We start from the raw sequence: 14,600 nt of genomic DNA, 5'->3' as shown, positions 1-14,600 counted from the left end.
AAGCAGCGAAATAAAAGATATTGTTCCGGCATAAAAATTATCGGTATTGTCCGCTCCACGCCCAGGACCGCAGTGCCTCGGCCACCCCGTTCGCCATCGTCGATGGCTCAGATGCAGAACAAGGATCACCATGAAGAAGACCCTGCTGACCACCGCCCTGGCTGCTGCCCTGTCCTTCGCTGGCCTGGCCGGCGCCGCCGAGAAGCTGTTGGTTGCCGCAACGCCCATCCCGCACGCCGAGATCCTCGAGCTGATCAAGCCGACCCTGGCCAAGGAAGGTGTCGATCTGCAGATCAAAGTGTTCACCGACTACGTGCAACCCAACGTGCAGGTTGACCAGAAGCGTCTGGATGCCAACTACTTCCAGACCCTCCCGTACCTGCAGAGCTTCAACGAGGGCAAAGGCACCCACCTGGAGACCGTTGTCGGCGTCCACGTCGAGCCCTTCGGTGGCTACTCGAAGAAGGTCAAGAGCCTGGATGAGCTCAAGGAAGGCGCGACCGTCGCCATCCCTAACGAGGGCAGCAACAGCGGGCGTGCTCTGCTGCTGTTGCAGAAGGCAGGGCTGATTACCCTGAAGGATCCGAAAAATGCCCTGGCCACGCCGAAGGACATCGCCGAGAACCCTAAGAAGCTGAAGTTCCGCGAGCTGGAATCGGCAATGTTGCCCCGCGTGCTGGATCAGGTCGACCTGGACATGATCAACACCAACTATGCGCTGGAAGCGGGCCTGAACCCTGCCAAGGACGCCCTGGTCATCGAAGGCAGCGACTCGCCTTACGTCAACTTCCTCGTCGCACGTCCTGACAACAAGGACAGCGATGCCATCCAGAAGCTGGCCAAGGCGCTGACCAGCCCGGAAGTGAAGGCATTCATCGCCAAGAAGTATCAGGGTGCCGTGCTGCCTGCATTCTGACCAGCGCACCGCTGCCCAAACGCCGACGCCTTGTGTGTCGGCGTTTTCGTTTCAGGTATACCCCAAGACAATGCTGCCTGCGGCTGAGAGATTGAGCCCTGTGTGTGGTCCGATGATCAGCCTATCCCCGCTACGCGCATAGTTCTCATGAGGAGTTGCCATGTCCCTGAGCGAAAAACAGAAGATGCTCGCAGGCGAGCTCTACCTCGCCACCTGCCCTGAATTACAAGCCGAACAGGCCGCCAACAAACGGTGGATGCACCGCTATAACAACAGCGTCGAGCTGACGGCCGAGGCGCGGCATGCGTTGCTGGCCGAGCACTTTGGCCATGCAGGCGAAGGTGTCACGCTGCGTGCGCCTTTCTATTGCGACTACGGCTACAACATCCATGTGGGCCGCAATACCTTCATGAACTTCAATTGCGTGATCCTGGATGTGCTGCCTGTGCAGATCGGCGAGGACTGCCAGATCGGCCCGAACGTGCAGATCTACACGGCCGATCACCCGCTCGATCCACAGGTGCGGCGTACGGGCCTGGAAAGCGGGCGACCGGTCAGCATCGGCAATAACGTGTGGATCGGGGGCGGGGCCATCATCCTGCCGGGGGTGCGTATCGGTGATGACGCCGTGGTTGGCGCGGGCAGTGTCGTCACCCGCGATGTGCCACCTGGCGCGACGGTGGTGGGCAACCCGGCCCGCATACGTCAACCTGCCCAGGGGCAATAACAGCCGACTGCCAGGGTGTTGGAGGCGCTGACTGGGCGGCCTTCGAGTAGCGCGTTGAGTATCGGTTCGATGAAACTGTTGGCGGCGTTGCACACCGCACCTTCGCTGTAGGGGCCGAAATACGCCAGCTGCCCCTGGCGATCCCAGATGGCTACCGCAGGCGAGGCGGGCAGGTGCTCGCTGCCCGGTAGGTTGCCCAGTGGCTTGAGCCCGGCGAGGTCATCGGGCAGGTAGCCGCGCGTTCCGCGTTTTTGCAGGACGTGGAAGGTGACACCCCGGTCTTTGAAGCGCTGCATCAGGTCAGCCAGGTGCTGCTGGTTGCCGACGTTGCACGGGCAGGCCGGGTCCCAGAAGTGCACGACCCGGACCGGCCCAGGGCCGGCCAGTTCGCGGGGTAGCTGTAACCGGGCACCGTCGAAGAATGTCGCCTGGTTGTCGAACGGGCGCACATAGCGAGCCTGGAAGGTTGTGTAGGCCTGCCAGCTAAAGACCGCTCCGGCCACCAGGCCGAGTAGGGTGCCCAATAATTTGAGGGTTGGCAGGTTCATGAAGGGCCGATGGCAGCTCCCGTAAGCAGTTCGAAGGTGGTGGCTGATGCGGCCAGCTTGCCACGGCGCGTCGATCAGCTGAATATCCCAAGTCAATACTTGCTTCACGCCGGATCCAGCCAATGCCCGCAAGCTTTCATCCAGACCTCCTGCGCACCAGCCTGGCCCCGTTGAGCGCGCGCGAACGCCTATCCACCCACGCGCAGGCTTATCAACGCTTCTATGGCCTCGACCTCCCGGTCCACAGCTGGCTTGGACGGTTTGCCGTCGCCGGGTTCGAGGTGGTCGCGCAGGTGTGGGCTCCGCTACAGCCTACGGCGACTTTGCTCCTGCTGCACGGCTACTACGACCACATGGGGCTGTACAGGCACCTGGTGGCCTGGGCTTTGAAGCGCGGTTACGCCGTTGTCAGCTGCGATTTGCCGGGTCACGGCCTGTCCAGCGGTGAGCGTGCCAGCATTGATGACTTCGCCGTGTACCAGCAGGTGCTCCAAGGCTTGTTCGAACAGGCGCACAGCCTGCAACTGCCGCACCCTTGGCACCTGTGCGGGCAGAGTACGGGCGGGGCGATTGCCGTGGACCACTTGCTGCACAGTGAAGGGACCAGCCCCGTCGATGGGCAGGTACTGCTGCTCGCCCCGCTGGTGCGGCCTTGTGCCTGGCACTGGTCGAAGCTCAGCTATCACGTGTTGCGCCATTTCGTGAACGGCATCGAGCGGCGGTTCACTGAAAACAGCACGGACCCTGCATTTCTGCCGTTTCTTGAAGCTGACCCGCTTCAGCCGCGGCGGCTCCCCACGGCATGGGTCGGGGCGCTGATCGACTGGATCAGACGCATCGAGGAGGCGCCTGTCAGCACTCGGCGTCCAGTGATCGTGCAGGGAGAGGCGGATGGCACGGTCGACTGGCCTTACAACCTTCGCGTGTTGAAGGCCAAGTTCGCCGAACCGCAGGTGCTCATGCTACCAGGGGCCCGTCATCACCTGGCCAACGAACTGCCTGCCATTCGACAGCGCTATTTCGACTTCATCGACCAGCACCTGGGCTGATCACTTCAGCTCGCCCGTGCTCTGGCCGACCGCCAGGCCGGCGCGAATGGCCGCCAGCGCTGCGCGGTAGTAGGCTTTGCCGTCGTTGGATTCGGCAAAGGTCGCGAATTCTTCGAGTTCTGCGTCCGTGAGGTCACGGTACACGTACAGCAAGGTGTTGTTCAGGTCCTGGCCTATCTGGTTCATCAGGCGTTGGCGCTGGCCGTCGAGCAGGCCTTGCGCCTGGCCACCGCCCAACAGCCCCGGAATCATGGCGCTCAGGCTGTCGGCGGCCATACCGGCAATGGCCAGGCTTACCTCCGCCCCCGCTTCCCGGGCAGGCAGGGCCTGGGCCAGGTGGCCAATGATCAACACGCGATCGTCGCTGGCCTGAATCTTGGGCAGGCCATCGGCATTTTTGGCCAATTCATCCTTGCGGGTCGCCCGCAGTTCGGCCGCGACGATCTTGCGGCCTAATGGCGACTGGAAAAAGGCCAGCGCCGGCGATGGGTTGGGTAATGCGGCGCGCAGTTGTGCAAGCGCACGACGGTCCACGGCCTGAGCCTGAAAACGCTGGTTGCTGTTGCTCACCAGTGCCTGGTAGACGGCAGGCGGCAAGCTGTTGCGGTAGCGCTGCTGGGCGGCGTTCAAGGCGTCGGTGAAATGAGCGCGTTGCTCGGGCCAGCCAGCGGTCTTGTACAGCTGATCCAGGTTGTCTGCCCAGACAGGCAACGTACAGCTCATCAGCAGAATCAGGGAAAACAGACGGCGCATTCAGGACTCCTGTCGGCAGATGGCTATTGTCTGTGGGGCGGCGTCGGTTTGTCGAGATATCCACGCGCTTCTCAGCCAAGTGGCGCTGGGCGCCGAGAGGGCGAATGGATATGATGCGCCATGCACATTTCCCCCCCACACCCGATGCTTGCGGCCGTCGTCGACGATCTGGCAACCCATGGCTGGTCCCAACAGGCACTGTTCCTGCCGGCGGACCTGGTCGGCGCGCTGGCGAACGAATGCCGACGCCGTTATGCCCAAGGGGAGCTTAACCCCGCAGGTATTGGACGGGGGCCGTCCCAAGAGGTGCGCGAGGCCATCCGTGGGGATCAGATTCAGTGGATCGATCCAGGCCAGGCACACGCCTGCGACCAGTACCTGGCAGCCATGGATCAACTGCGCCTGGCAATCAACCAAGGGCTTTTCCTGGGCCTGGAAGACTTCGAATGCCACTTTGCCCTTTATCCACCCGGCGCTTTCTACAAACGGCATCTGGACCGTTTTCGCGATGACGACCGGCGCATGGTGTCGGCCGTGTTCTACCTGAACGAAGACTGGACGCCCGCAGACGGTGGGCAGTTGCGCATGTTCCTGGCCGATGGGGTGGAGCACGATGTTCAGCCCGTCGCAGGGTGCCTGGTGGTCTTCCTGTCCGGCGAAGTCCCTCACGAGGTGCTGCCGGCCGGTCGTGAACGCCTGTCCTTGACTGGCTGGTTCAGACGCCGCGGCAATGACCCGTTCTGAACGGCCGTGCGTGCTGATCAGCGCGTGCCTCGTTTGACTGCGGCACGCTACTGAGTCGCTGCGGCCTGCTGCTCGTCGGCAAGCCACTTGTGTTCCAGTTCGGCCGTACGACCGCTGTCCTTCAGGCGTTGCAGCGCATTGTTCACGGCGCTTTCGAAGGCGGGGTTGTCCTTTTGGAACGGCACCACAAGCTGGTGCTTGCCAAAGGGCAGGCTGGTGTCGAGCGGGCTATCACCTTGCGCTATTGCCGTGACAGGCAGCAACGCGATGTCGTATTTGCCACTTTCGACGCCGGGCAGGGTTTGCGCCTCGGGTGTTTCGACGAATTCCACGCGCAGGTCGAGCTCTGAGGCCAGGGCCTGGCCGAACTCCACATCGAACCCTGTCAGGTGATCATCCTGCTTGAAAGCGTATGGCGCGTTGTCGCCCTGGACGGCGATACGCAGTTCACCGCGATCGGCGATTTCGTCCAGCAGCTCTGCCTGAGCCAATGGGCTGATCAGTACCGCCAGCAGTACCCCTATGGTCGAACGCATGAATGCCCCTTTTCGTTTACCCATGAATAACCGTCGCCATGGCTTTCTTCCTCGCCATGGTCGAGCGCAGCCTATGACCCTGAAGTCGCGGCATTGTTTGATGTGCAGCCTGGATTTTTTCGTGCTCGCCGCCCGCCGCCGTGGTGGGCCATAACGAAAAGGGAGGCCACCTGGGCCTCCCTCGATCCACGCTTGCTGCGTATTAGAACAGTACGCGCGAGCGGATGGTGCCCTTGACCTGTTGCAGCTTCTCCTGCGCCAGGTCCGAGTATTCGGCGTCGACGTCGATCACCACATAGCCCACTTTCTCGTTGGTCTGCAGGAACTGACCCGAGATGTTGATGCCGTTTTCGGCAAACACCTTGTTGATTTCGCTGAGCACACCCGGGATGTTTTCGTGGATGTGCAGCAGGCGGTGCTTGCCAGGGTGAGCAGGCAGGGCCACTTCCGGGAAGTTGACCGACGATACCGAGGTGCCGTTGTCGCTGTACTTGACCAGCTTCTCGGCCACTTCCAGGCCGATATTGGCCTGGGCCTCGGCAGTGGAGCCGCCGATGTGCGGCGTGAGGATCACGTTATCCAGGCCACGCAGCGGGCTTTCGAACTCTTCTTCGTTGGAACGTGGCTCGACCGGGAACACGTCGATGGCAGCGCCGATCAGGTGCTTGTCCTTGATGGCCGCGGCCAGGTGATCGAGTTCGACCACGGTGCCGCGGGCAGCGTTGATCAGGATGGCGCCTTTTTTCATCGCGCGGATTTCCTTCTCGCCGATCATCCACTGGGTGGAGGGCAGCTCAGGCACGTGCAGCGAGACGATATCGGCCAGGCCGAGCAATTCGTGCAGGCTGGTCACCTGGACAGCATTGCCCAGCGGCAGCTTGGTCAGCGGATCGAAGAAGTACACCTGCATGCCCAGGCTTTCGGCCAGTACAGACAGTTGGGTACCAATGGAGCCGTAACCGACGATGCCCAGCTTCTTGCCGCGAATCTCGAAGGAGTTGGCTGCGCTCTTGATCCAGCCGCCACGATGGCACGAGGCGTTCTTTTCCGGAATGCCGCGCAGCAGCAGGATGGCCTCGGCCAGCACCAGTTCGGCTACCGAACGGGTGTTGGAGTACGGTGCGTTGAACACTGCGATACCGCGCTGACGGGCAGCTTCCAGGTCGACCTGGTTGGTACCGATGCAGAAGCAACCGACGGCGACCAGTTTCTTGGCGCAGTCGAAGATTTCTTCGGTCAATTGGGTACGTGAGCGGATGCCGATGAAGTGCGCGTCGGCGATCTTTTCCTTCAACTCTGCTTCGGGCAACGAACCAGTGAGGTATTCGATGTTGGTGTAGCCGGCAGCCGTCAGGGTATCGACTGCGTTCTGGTGTACACCTTCAAGAAGAAGGAACCGGATCTTGCTCTTGTCGAGAGAAGTCTTGCTCATCTGCGTAAACCTGTATCCCGGAGAAAAGTGGCGAGGGTGATGCCAGGTGCCCGTGGGCAGCTCTAGCATGAACAGCGGGGGCGCTATGCTAGCATACGCGACACAATCTGAGCTTATCCCGACAGGTGAAGCGTGCTCAGGGTGACCATGAATAAAGCGAGAGTTCAGGCGATGACCCAGCCCGCTGTATTGGATGAGTTGAAGACCCTGGTCGACCCCGGCAAGGTGTTGACCGACCCCGAATCCCTGCAAGCCTATGGCAAGGACTGGACACGCCATTACCCGCCTGCGCCCAGCGCCATCGTCCTGCCCCGGACAATCGAGCAGGTGCAGGCCATCGTGCGCTGGGCCAATGCCCATCGTGTGGCGCTCGTGCCTTCCGGCGGGCGTACCGGGTTGTCCGCGGGCGCCGTGGCCGCCAACGGGGAGGTGGTGGTCGCCTTCGATTACATGAATCGCATCCTGGATTTCAACGCCTTCGACCGTACCGTGGTCTGCCAGCCAGGGGTCATTACCCAGCAGGTGCAGGCGTTCGCCGAGGAGCAGGGCCTGTATTACCCGGTGGACTTCGCCTCCAGTGGCTCCAGCCAGATAGGCGGCAACATCGGCACCAATGCCGGTGGCATCAAGGTGATCCGCTACGGCATGACCCGCAACTGGGTCGCGGGCCTCAAGGTGGTCACCGGCAGCGGCGAGTTGCTGGAATTGAACAAGGGCCTGATCAAGAACGCCACCGGCTACGACCTGCGCCAGCTGTTCATTGGCGCCGAAGGTACGCTGGGTTTCGTGGTCGAGGCCACCCTGCGCCTGGACCGCGCACCGCGCAACCTCACCGCCATGGTGTTGGGCACGCCTGATTTCGACTCGATCATGCCTGTACTGCACGCTTTTCAGGGCAGGTTGGACCTGACGGCGTTCGAGTTTTTCTCCGACAAGGGCCTGGCCAAGATCCTGGCACGTGGTGATGTGCCTGCGCCCTTCGAAACGCCATGCCCGTTCTACGCCTTGCTGGAGTTCGAGGCCGGCACCGATGCGGTGGCCAACGAAGCCTTGGCTACCTTCGAACACTGTGTCGAGCAAGGTTGGGTGCTCGATGGCGTGATGAGCCAGAGCCAGACGCAGCTGAAGAATTTGTGGAAGCTGCGCGAATACCTGTCCGAAACCATTTCGCACTGGACACCGTACAAGAACGACATCTCCGTGACCGTCTCGAAAGTGCCGGCATTCCTGCGCGACATCGATGCCGTCGTCCAGGCGCATTACCCCCACTATGAGGTGATCTGGTACGGGCACATCGGCGACGGCAACCTGCACCTGAACATCCTCAAGCCCGAGCACATGAGCAAGGATGACTTCTTCGCGTCCTGCACCGAGGTCAACCAGTGGGTGTTCGAGATCGTCCAGCGCTACGAGGGTTCGATCTCCGCCGAGCACGGTGTGGGCATGACCAAGCGCGATTACCTGGGCTACAGCAGGTCCCGTGAAGAAATCGCCTGCATGAAAGCAATCAAGGCCGTGTTCGACCCTGCGGGCATCATGAATCCGGGTAAGATCTTCGCACCTGAATAAAAAGCGGTATCCAGAGGAGTGGCCATGAACTACCAGCACCAGTATGCAGACGGCACGCGCATTCATTTTCCACTGGGCAAGGTGGTATGCATCGGGCGTAACTACGCCGAACATGCCAAGGAGCTGGATAATCCCATACCGACCGAACCCCTCCTGTTCATCAAACCGGGCAGTTGCGTGGTGCCGGCCGAGGGCGGTTTCAAGATTCCTGCCGAACGTGGGTCGGTGCATTACGAGGTGGAAATCGCGGTGTTGCTGGGCAAGTCGCTGTCCACGCGGCCGAGCCAGGAGGAGGTGCTCGATGCCATTTCCGGGTTTGCGCCGGCCTTGGACCTGACCCTGCGGGACGTGCAGGCCAAGCTCAAGGAAAAGGGCTTGCCTTGGGAGTTGGCCAAGTGTTTCGACGGCGCCTGCGTGTTGCCGCCCTTTGTGTCTGCCGCCAGCTTCGAAGACATCACGGCCATCCCGGTGCGCCTGACGGTCAACGGCGAAGTCCGCCAGGACGGCTCCAGTGCAATGATGCTCAACCCGATCGTGCCGATGATCCAGCACATGGCTGCGCAGTTTTCGCTGCAGGCCGGCGACGTCATCCTGACCGGCACACCAGCAGGCGTAGGCCCCTTCAACGTGGGCGATGACGTGGTCCTGGAGCTGCCAGGGGTTAGCCGGTTCGAGAGCCGGGTGCTCTAAACCAGTACCCACCTGATTTTTCGCAGATGATCCGCCTTGGCCAAGGCTCCGGTCAGGCGGCCCATCCCCGCGTCATCTGCGAATGGCCCTAGCGGGTTGACTGTTTTTTCACACGTCTTCTGGATAATGCGCAGACCTTCGCCTTTCTCCCCAGGACGTCTCGATGCAATCAAACGCCCCTGCCTCCTTCAAGCGCCCGTTCTACCTGCGCTGGCCGTTCGGCCTGGCCGTGGCAGTGATGATTGCCTATGGCGTGGCCTTCGCCATGCATTGGGACGATCGGGCAGCGCTGTGGGTCAAGGAAGGCTTCGAAAGCACGGCCGAGCGCAGTGAAAGCGTGTGGCTGCCGGACTACACGGTGGATATCGACGCCAAGCCCTTGCCGGAAATGGCCGACTACGAAGCATCGGACCTCACGTACAACCCCAGTACCCGCACGCTATTCGCCGTCATGGGCAAGCAACCCTTCCTCACCGAGCTGAACCTGGACGGCGACGTGCTGCGCAATATTCCCCTCAATGGCTGGGCAAACCCGGAAGGCGTCACCGTCATGGATGACGGCTACCTAGCAATCACGGACGAGCGGCTGCATGACCTGACCGTGGTGAAAGTCGATGCCACCACCACCGCGCTCAACCATGCGGACTTCCCCAGCCACGACCTGGGGGCGTCGCAAAATGGCAACAAGGGCTACGAAGCCGTGGTCTGGGACGCGTCGAAACAGCGGCTGGTCATCGGCGAGGAACGGCCGCCGCGCCTGTATGAATGGAAGTCCAATGGGCAAGGCCAACTGACGGGCGAAAAAACACCGCTGCCCAGTGATTCACTCGACCTGCGAAACCTGTCGGCATTGGGCATTGATCCGCGAACGGGGCACCTGCTGGCGCTGTCTGCCGATTCCAACATGCTGCTGGAACTAGATGAGCAGGGTGAACAGGTCAGCTTCATGACCTTGCTGGGGGGCTTTAATGGTCTGCAGCACACCATTCCTAGGGCCGAAGGCGTGGCAATGGATGACCAGGGCACCCTGTACATGGTCAGCGAACCGGCATTGTTCTATCGCTTCACCAAAGGGTAGGTTTTTCCTGCTATTTGCATGATGGCATTAAGCTTTATTTCAGTTGTTTGTGGTTAGATTCGCCATCCTCCGTCGAGTCTGCCTTCATGCACCGTTATTTGCGTCTGTCACTGGTCCCTGTCGTCCTATGCCTGCTGTTGCTGGGCTGGATCGGGCAGGAATTTCGTCTGTTCGAACGTGCCTGGTTCAACCTCACCACGTGGTGGCAACCGGCCGAGCAAAGCATTGGCCTGAATCGCTACCAGGTGGTGGTCGAGGGGCGGCCAATCGAAGGGCTGGATGACGATGTCTCGGCGCTGACCTACGACCCTGACCGCAAGAGCCTGTTCACCGTGACCAACGCCCGCTCTGAGCTGATCGAGCTGTCGCTGGATGGGCGAATCCTGCGACGCATCGCGCTGCACGGTTTCGGTGACCCCGAGGCGGTGGAGTACATCGGTCCGAATAGCTACGTGATCACCGACGAGCGCCAACAGCGGCTGATCCGTGTGCGGCTCACCGACGACACCTTGTCACTGGACGCTGCCCAGGCAGAGCAATTGACCTTGGGCATCGGCCTTAACGGTAACAAGGGTTTCGAAGGGCTGGCCTTCGATTCGGTGGGCAAGCGGCTGTTCGTGGCCAAGGAGCGCGACCCGATGCTCATCTACGAAGTGCACGGGTTTCCTCATGACGATCCGCAACAACCCTATGCCGTGAACGTGGTCCAGGACCGCAAGCGCGATTCGCGCCTGTTCGTGCGCGATCTGTCGAGCCTGCAGTTCGACGAGCGCAGTGGGCACCTGCTGGCGCTGTCGGATGAATCGCGCCTGGTGCTGGAGCTTGATGTGCAGGGGCTGCCACTGAGCACCTTGTCATTGCGCAAAGGGTTCCAGGGGCTCAAAGCGACAGTCCCGCAGGCGGAGGGCATTGCGATGGACGAGGCCGGGACAATCTATATGGTCAGTGAGCCGAACCTGTTCTACGTATTCAAGCAGCCGGCGCCGTGACCTTGTCGGCGTTCGGCAAGCCCCGGTCGGCGCAACCGTACCCGGGCTTGCCGGCTTGCATGGTTACTCGGCCTTCAGGCTCTTCACGCCCTCGGCAGTGCCCAGCAGCAGCAGGTCGGCAGGCCGTGCGGCGAACAGGCCATTGGTAACCACGCCCACGATGGCATTGATCTGGGCTTCCAGCGCTACCGGGTCGGTGATCTGCAGGTTGTACACGTCGAGGATCACGTTGCCGTTGTCCGTGATCACGCCTTCACGGTAAACCGGGTCGCCGCCAAGCTTCACCAGCTGACGAGCAACATGGCTGCGGGCCATCGGGATGACCTCCACCGGCAGCGGGAAGTTGCCCAGAACCGGTACCAGCTTGCTGCCATCGGCGATGCAGATGAACGTCTTGGCCACGGCAGCAACGATCTTTTCCCGGGTCAGGGCCGCGCCACCGCCTTTGATCAGGTTCAGGTGTTCGTCGCTTTCATCGGCGCCGTCCACATAGAACTCCAGCTCGCTGACGCTGTTGAGCTCGTAAACCGGGATGCCATGGCCCTTGAGGCGCTGGGCCGTGGCTTCGGAGCTGGCGACCGCGCCGTCGAAGGCCGTCTTGTGCTGCGCCAGGGCGTCGATGAAGAAATTGGCGGTCGAACCGGTGCCCACGCCAACGACGCTTTTGTCATCGAGCTTGGGCAGAATGAAGTCGACGGCAGCCTGGGCAACGGCCTGTTTGAGTTGGTCCTGGGTCATGCGGGCTCCGAGATGGGGCAGGGCGGATGTAAAGGCGACCAGTATAACGGCAAGCGCGGCTTGGCTGTGGTCGTCCGACGTAACGCTGGGGTAGACTCCGAGCCCTTGTCCCGCGGCCAGTGATGCTTTCCCGATGCTCGAACAGTACGTCAAGAAGATCCTCACCTCGCGCGTCTATGACGTTGCCGTCGAAACCCCCTTGCACAGCGCCGGGCAGTTGAGCAAACGCCTGGGCAACCAGATCCTGCTCAAGCGCGAAGACCTGCAGCCGGTGTTCTCGTTCAAGATCCGCGGGGCCTACAACAAGCTGGCGCAGTTGACCGCAGAAGAGCTGGCTCGCGGCGTGGTCACCGCCTCGGCTGGCAACCATGCCCAGGGGCTGGCCCTCGCCGCACGGGAAATGGGCATCAAGGCCACCATCGTGATGCCCAAGACCACGCCTGAAATCAAGATCGAAGGCGTGCGCTCGCGCGGCGGCAAAGTGGTCCTTCACGGTGATTCGTTCCCCGAGGCATTGGCCTATTCGCTGAAACTGGTCGATGAAAAAGGCTTCGTCTACATCCACCCCTACGATGATCCTCATACCATTGCTGGCCAGGGCACCGTGGCCATGGAAATCCTGCGCCAGCACCCCGGTCGGCTGGACGCGATTTTCGTGCCGGTCGGCGGCGGCGGCCTGATCGCCGGCATCGCCGCCTACGTGAAGTACCTGCGCCCGGAAATCAAGGTCATTGGCGTTGAGCCGGACGACTCCAACTGCCTGCAGGCCGCCATGGCCGCTGGTGAGCGGGTGGTGCTGCCGCAGGTAGGGTTGTTTGCCGATGGCGTGGCGGTGGCTCAGATTGGCCAGCACACCTTCGACATCTGCCGCCATCACGTGGACGAAGTCATCACCGTCAGCACCGACGAAATCTGCGCGGCGATCAAGGACATCTACGACGATACCCGTTCGATCACCGAGCCTGCGGGGGCACTGGGCGTGGCGGGCATCAAGCGATACGTGGAGATGTACGGGGTCAGCGGCCAGACACTGGTCGCCATCGATTCCGGGGCGAACGTCAATTTCGACCGCCTGCGCCATGTCGCGGAGCGGGCAGAACTGGGTGAAAAGCGCGAAGCCATCATCGCGGTCACCATCCCGGAGCGTCCCGGTAGCTTCAAGGCCTTCTGCGAGGCGGTGGGCAAGCGCCAGATCACCGAATTCAACTACCGCAAGCACACCTCCGATGAGGCGCACATCTTCGTGGGCGTGCAGACCCATCCGGAAAACGACCCCCGCGCGGCACTGGTGCAACAGTTGATCGACCAGGGCTTCCCGGTCACGGACCTGACCGACAATGAGCTGGCCAAATTGCACATTCGCCACATGGTGGGTGGGCACTCGGCCGGGGCGAGCGATGAAATGGTGCTGCGCTTCGAATTCCCCGAGCGGCCAGGGGCCCTGTTCAACTTCCTCGACAAACTGGGCGGGCGCTGGAACATCTCGATGTTCCACTACCGTAACCATGGTGCGGCAGATGGCCGTGTGGTGGCGGGGTTGCAGGTGCCTGAGGACGAGCGCCACCTGGTGCCGGCCGCGCTGGCCCAGATTGGCTACCCCTACTGGGATGAAACCCAAAACCCGGCCTACACGCTGTTCCTTGGCTGAACGGCTAAGCTCTTGCCCAGGGGGCGCGCCGCTTTGCAATGAACAGGCGGCGCAGCCTGGCGGGCTTTTCCGCTCGCAGCCCTTGTAACGCCACCGGCCCAGGACGAGTGACATGGAACACCTCAACACCCTCAAAGCCTTGCACGTGATCGGCACCGCACTGTTGTTGCTCGGTGCGCTGGGCGTGGCGATCTGGACGATGCGTGCCCGCCGGCAGGGCGACAGGGCGGTGTATGGCAGGCTGATGCAACGGCCCTTGGTCTTCGTCTGGCTGGTGATGGGTATCAGCCTGTTCAGCCTGCCGTTTACCGGCTGGTGGCTGGTGCACCTAGTAGGTTGGCCGCTGGGTCAGACCTGGCTACTGGCGTCGACTGCGCTGTATACCATGAGCGCGTTGGCCTGGGTATGGCTAGTCGTGCGCCTGAACCGGCTGCGCAGGACGCCTGCACAGAGTATGCGGCTAACGCTGGCATTGGCCGTATTCAGTGCCGTGTGCCTGCTGTCCATCACCGGGCTGATGGGCGCCAAGCCCGTCTGATCTTCGCCAAGACATCCACTGATTGCCTGCCGGCAAAGCCTGGTTCACACACTTGCATAGCGCTGACGGTATATAAGCACCGCAGGCGCGTTGCTGCGCTCGCAGGCTTTGTGGAACAATGCGGTGACATGCGTTTGCGAGGTTGCTGCCGTGATCGACCCGGATGGTTTTCGCCCCAATGTCGGGATCATTCTCACGAATGATGCTGGGCAGGTGCTATGGGCTCGACGGATCAACCAGGATGCCTGGCAATTTCCACAGGGCGGTATCAACCCTGACGAGACGCCAGAAGATGCCCTGTACCGCGAGCTGAACGAAGAAGTTGGCCTTGAACGCGACGATGTGGAAATTCTTGCCTGCACCCGTGGTTGGTTGCGTTATCGTTTACCCCAGCGACTGGTGCGCACCCACAGCCAACCATTGTGCATCGGCCAGAAACAGAAGTGGTTCCTGTTGCGTCTGATCAGCAATGAGCAACGGGTGCGCATGGACCTGACCGGCAAGCCGGAGTTCGATGGCTGGCGCTGGGTGAGCTACTGGTACCCGCTGGGCCAGGTTGTGACATTCAAGCGCGAGGTCTATCGGCGCGCCCTGAAAGAGCTAGCACCGCGTCTTCTGACGCGCGACTGACGACGGAGTTCGACC

General features: G+C 61.6%; 16 protein-coding genes. 11 read left to right on the top strand and 5 right to left on the bottom strand.

From position 1 onward, the window contains the following. Positions 1-130 precede the first annotated feature (130 nt). Positions 131-916, top strand: coding sequence for a MetQ/NlpA family ABC transporter substrate-binding protein (locus FS777_RS03925; RefSeq protein WP_058638167.1), 786 nt, complete (start codon positions 131-133; stop codon positions 914-916). 160 nt (positions 917-1,076) lie between these two features. Then, entirely contained in the window at positions 1,077-1,643 is a 567-nt protein-coding gene (locus FS777_RS03920; RefSeq protein WP_078479324.1) for a sugar O-acetyltransferase, read from the top strand. Here the strand turns inward: FS777_RS03920 and FS777_RS03915 are convergent. Then, positions 1,622-2,191 carry a DUF6436 domain-containing protein gene (locus FS777_RS03915; protein WP_145254278.1) on the bottom strand — a complete coding sequence of 190 codons (570 nt, stop codon included), beginning with the start codon at positions 2,189-2,191 and terminating at the stop codon, positions 1,622-1,624. The two genes, FS777_RS03920 and FS777_RS03915, sit on opposite strands and share 22 nt — an antisense overlap. Positions 2,192-2,313: 122 nt before the next feature. Between FS777_RS03915 and FS777_RS03910 the strand changes: the two genes are divergently transcribed. Further along, positions 2,314-3,240, top strand: coding sequence for an alpha/beta hydrolase (locus FS777_RS03910; protein ID WP_058638165.1), 927 nt, complete (start codon positions 2,314-2,316; stop codon positions 3,238-3,240). On the opposite strand, the gene FS777_RS03905 is transcribed toward FS777_RS03910, so the two are convergent. Then, positions 3,241-3,993: a DUF2059 domain-containing protein gene (locus FS777_RS03905; RefSeq protein ID WP_058638164.1), complete on the bottom strand. Its 753-nt coding sequence runs from the start codon at positions 3,991-3,993 to the stop codon at positions 3,241-3,243. A gap of 120 nt (positions 3,994-4,113) precedes the next feature. Between FS777_RS03905 and FS777_RS03900 the strand changes: the two genes are divergently transcribed. Beyond that, on the top strand, positions 4,114-4,737 hold the full coding sequence (locus tag FS777_RS03900) for a 2OG-Fe(II) oxygenase (protein WP_058638163.1): 624 nt from the start codon (positions 4,114-4,116) through the stop codon (positions 4,735-4,737). A 47-nt stretch (positions 4,738-4,784) separates the two neighbouring features. Here FS777_RS03900 and FS777_RS03895 read toward each other — a convergent pair whose 3' ends face one another. Then, entirely contained in the window at positions 4,785-5,273 is a 489-nt protein-coding gene (locus FS777_RS03895) for an ABC transporter substrate-binding protein (protein ID WP_058638162.1), read from the bottom strand. 202 nt (positions 5,274-5,475) lie between these two features. Beyond that, positions 5,476-6,705 (bottom strand): phosphoglycerate dehydrogenase, encoded by a 1,230-nt coding sequence (gene serA, locus FS777_RS03890; protein WP_078479322.1) that lies wholly within the window; start codon positions 6,703-6,705, stop codon positions 5,476-5,478. 171 nt (positions 6,706-6,876) lie between these two features. On the opposite strand from serA, the gene FS777_RS03885 reads away from it, so the two are divergent. The 4 genes from FS777_RS03885 (at position 6,877) to FS777_RS03870 (ending at position 11,031) form a co-directional block, all read left to right on the top strand. Further along, positions 6,877-8,274 (top strand): FAD-binding oxidoreductase, encoded by a 1,398-nt coding sequence (locus FS777_RS03885; RefSeq protein WP_100852455.1) that lies wholly within the window; start codon positions 6,877-6,879, stop codon positions 8,272-8,274. Between the two features lie 24 nt (positions 8,275-8,298). After that, positions 8,299-8,964: a fumarylacetoacetate hydrolase family protein gene (locus tag FS777_RS03880; protein ID WP_058602864.1), complete on the top strand. Its 666-nt coding sequence runs from the start codon at positions 8,299-8,301 to the stop codon at positions 8,962-8,964. 163 nt (positions 8,965-9,127) lie between these two features. Then, the gene (locus FS777_RS03875; RefSeq protein ID WP_058638159.1) at positions 9,128-10,042 is read left to right on the top strand and encodes an SdiA-regulated domain-containing protein; all 915 of its coding nucleotides are present in this window, start codon (positions 9,128-9,130) and stop codon (positions 10,040-10,042) included. An 86-nt stretch (positions 10,043-10,128) separates the two neighbouring features. Beyond that, positions 10,129-11,031, top strand: coding sequence for an SdiA-regulated domain-containing protein (locus FS777_RS03870; RefSeq protein WP_145254079.1), 903 nt, complete (start codon positions 10,129-10,131; stop codon positions 11,029-11,031). Between the two features lie 63 nt (positions 11,032-11,094). On the opposite strand, the gene rpiA is transcribed toward FS777_RS03870, so the two are convergent. Next, positions 11,095-11,769 carry a ribose-5-phosphate isomerase RpiA gene (rpiA, locus tag FS777_RS03865; RefSeq protein WP_058638158.1) on the bottom strand — a complete coding sequence of 225 codons (675 nt, stop codon included), beginning with the start codon at positions 11,767-11,769 and terminating at the stop codon, positions 11,095-11,097. A 133-nt stretch (positions 11,770-11,902) separates the two neighbouring features. On the opposite strand from rpiA, the gene ilvA reads away from it, so the two are divergent. The 3 genes from ilvA (at position 11,903) to FS777_RS03850 (ending at position 14,585) form a co-directional block, all read left to right on the top strand. Then, complete coding sequence (ilvA, locus tag FS777_RS03860) at positions 11,903-13,417, top strand: threonine ammonia-lyase, biosynthetic (RefSeq protein ID WP_058638157.1); 1,515 nt, start codon at positions 11,903-11,905, stop codon at positions 13,415-13,417. A 112-nt stretch (positions 13,418-13,529) separates the two neighbouring features. Then, complete coding sequence (locus FS777_RS03855; protein WP_145254076.1) at positions 13,530-13,955, top strand: DUF2269 family protein; 426 nt, start codon at positions 13,530-13,532, stop codon at positions 13,953-13,955. A gap of 150 nt (positions 13,956-14,105) precedes the next feature. Further along, positions 14,106-14,585, top strand: a complete 480-nt coding sequence (locus FS777_RS03850) for an RNA pyrophosphohydrolase (protein WP_023532670.1) — start codon at positions 14,106-14,108, stop codon at positions 14,583-14,585. Positions 14,586-14,600 lie beyond the last annotated feature (15 nt).

The organism is Pseudomonas sp. DE0157 (assembly GCF_007678615.1).
Classification (GTDB): Bacteria; Pseudomonadota; Gammaproteobacteria; order Pseudomonadales; family Pseudomonadaceae; genus Aquipseudomonas; species Aquipseudomonas parafulva_B.
Note: the sequence above shows the minus strand (reverse complement) of the source record. Positions and strands in the feature narration are given on the sequence as shown.

Excerpts from the sequence above, each read along its gene's own strand:
- FS777_RS03925 (WP_058638167.1), top strand. The coding sequence starts at position 131 with ATGAAGAAGACCCTGCTGACCACCGCCCTGGCTGCTGCCCTGTCCTTC.
- FS777_RS03920 (WP_078479324.1), top strand. The coding sequence starts at position 1,077 with ATGTCCCTGAGCGAAAAACAGAAGATGCTCGCAGGCGAGCTCTACCTC.
- FS777_RS03915 (WP_145254278.1), bottom strand. The coding sequence starts at position 2,191 with ATGAACCTGCCAACCCTCAAATTATTGGGCACCCTACTCGGCCTGGTG.
- FS777_RS03910 (WP_058638165.1), top strand. The coding sequence starts at position 2,314 with ATGCCCGCAAGCTTTCATCCAGACCTCCTGCGCACCAGCCTGGCCCCG.
- FS777_RS03905 (WP_058638164.1), bottom strand. The coding sequence starts at position 3,993 with ATGCGCCGTCTGTTTTCCCTGATTCTGCTGATGAGCTGTACGTTGCCT.
- FS777_RS03900 (WP_058638163.1), top strand. The coding sequence starts at position 4,114 with ATGCACATTTCCCCCCCACACCCGATGCTTGCGGCCGTCGTCGACGAT.
- FS777_RS03895 (WP_058638162.1), bottom strand. The coding sequence starts at position 5,273 with ATGCGTTCGACCATAGGGGTACTGCTGGCGGTACTGATCAGCCCATTG.
- serA (WP_078479322.1), bottom strand. The coding sequence starts at position 6,705 with ATGAGCAAGACTTCTCTCGACAAGAGCAAGATCCGGTTCCTTCTTCTT.
- FS777_RS03885 (WP_100852455.1), top strand. The coding sequence starts at position 6,877 with ATGACCCAGCCCGCTGTATTGGATGAGTTGAAGACCCTGGTCGACCCC.
- FS777_RS03880 (WP_058602864.1), top strand. The coding sequence starts at position 8,299 with ATGAACTACCAGCACCAGTATGCAGACGGCACGCGCATTCATTTTCCA.
- FS777_RS03875 (WP_058638159.1), top strand. The coding sequence starts at position 9,128 with ATGCAATCAAACGCCCCTGCCTCCTTCAAGCGCCCGTTCTACCTGCGC.
- FS777_RS03870 (WP_145254079.1), top strand. The coding sequence starts at position 10,129 with ATGCACCGTTATTTGCGTCTGTCACTGGTCCCTGTCGTCCTATGCCTG.
- rpiA (WP_058638158.1), bottom strand. The coding sequence starts at position 11,769 with ATGACCCAGGACCAACTCAAACAGGCCGTTGCCCAGGCTGCCGTCGAC.
- ilvA (WP_058638157.1), top strand. The coding sequence starts at position 11,903 with ATGCTCGAACAGTACGTCAAGAAGATCCTCACCTCGCGCGTCTATGAC.
- FS777_RS03855 (WP_145254076.1), top strand. The coding sequence starts at position 13,530 with ATGGAACACCTCAACACCCTCAAAGCCTTGCACGTGATCGGCACCGCA.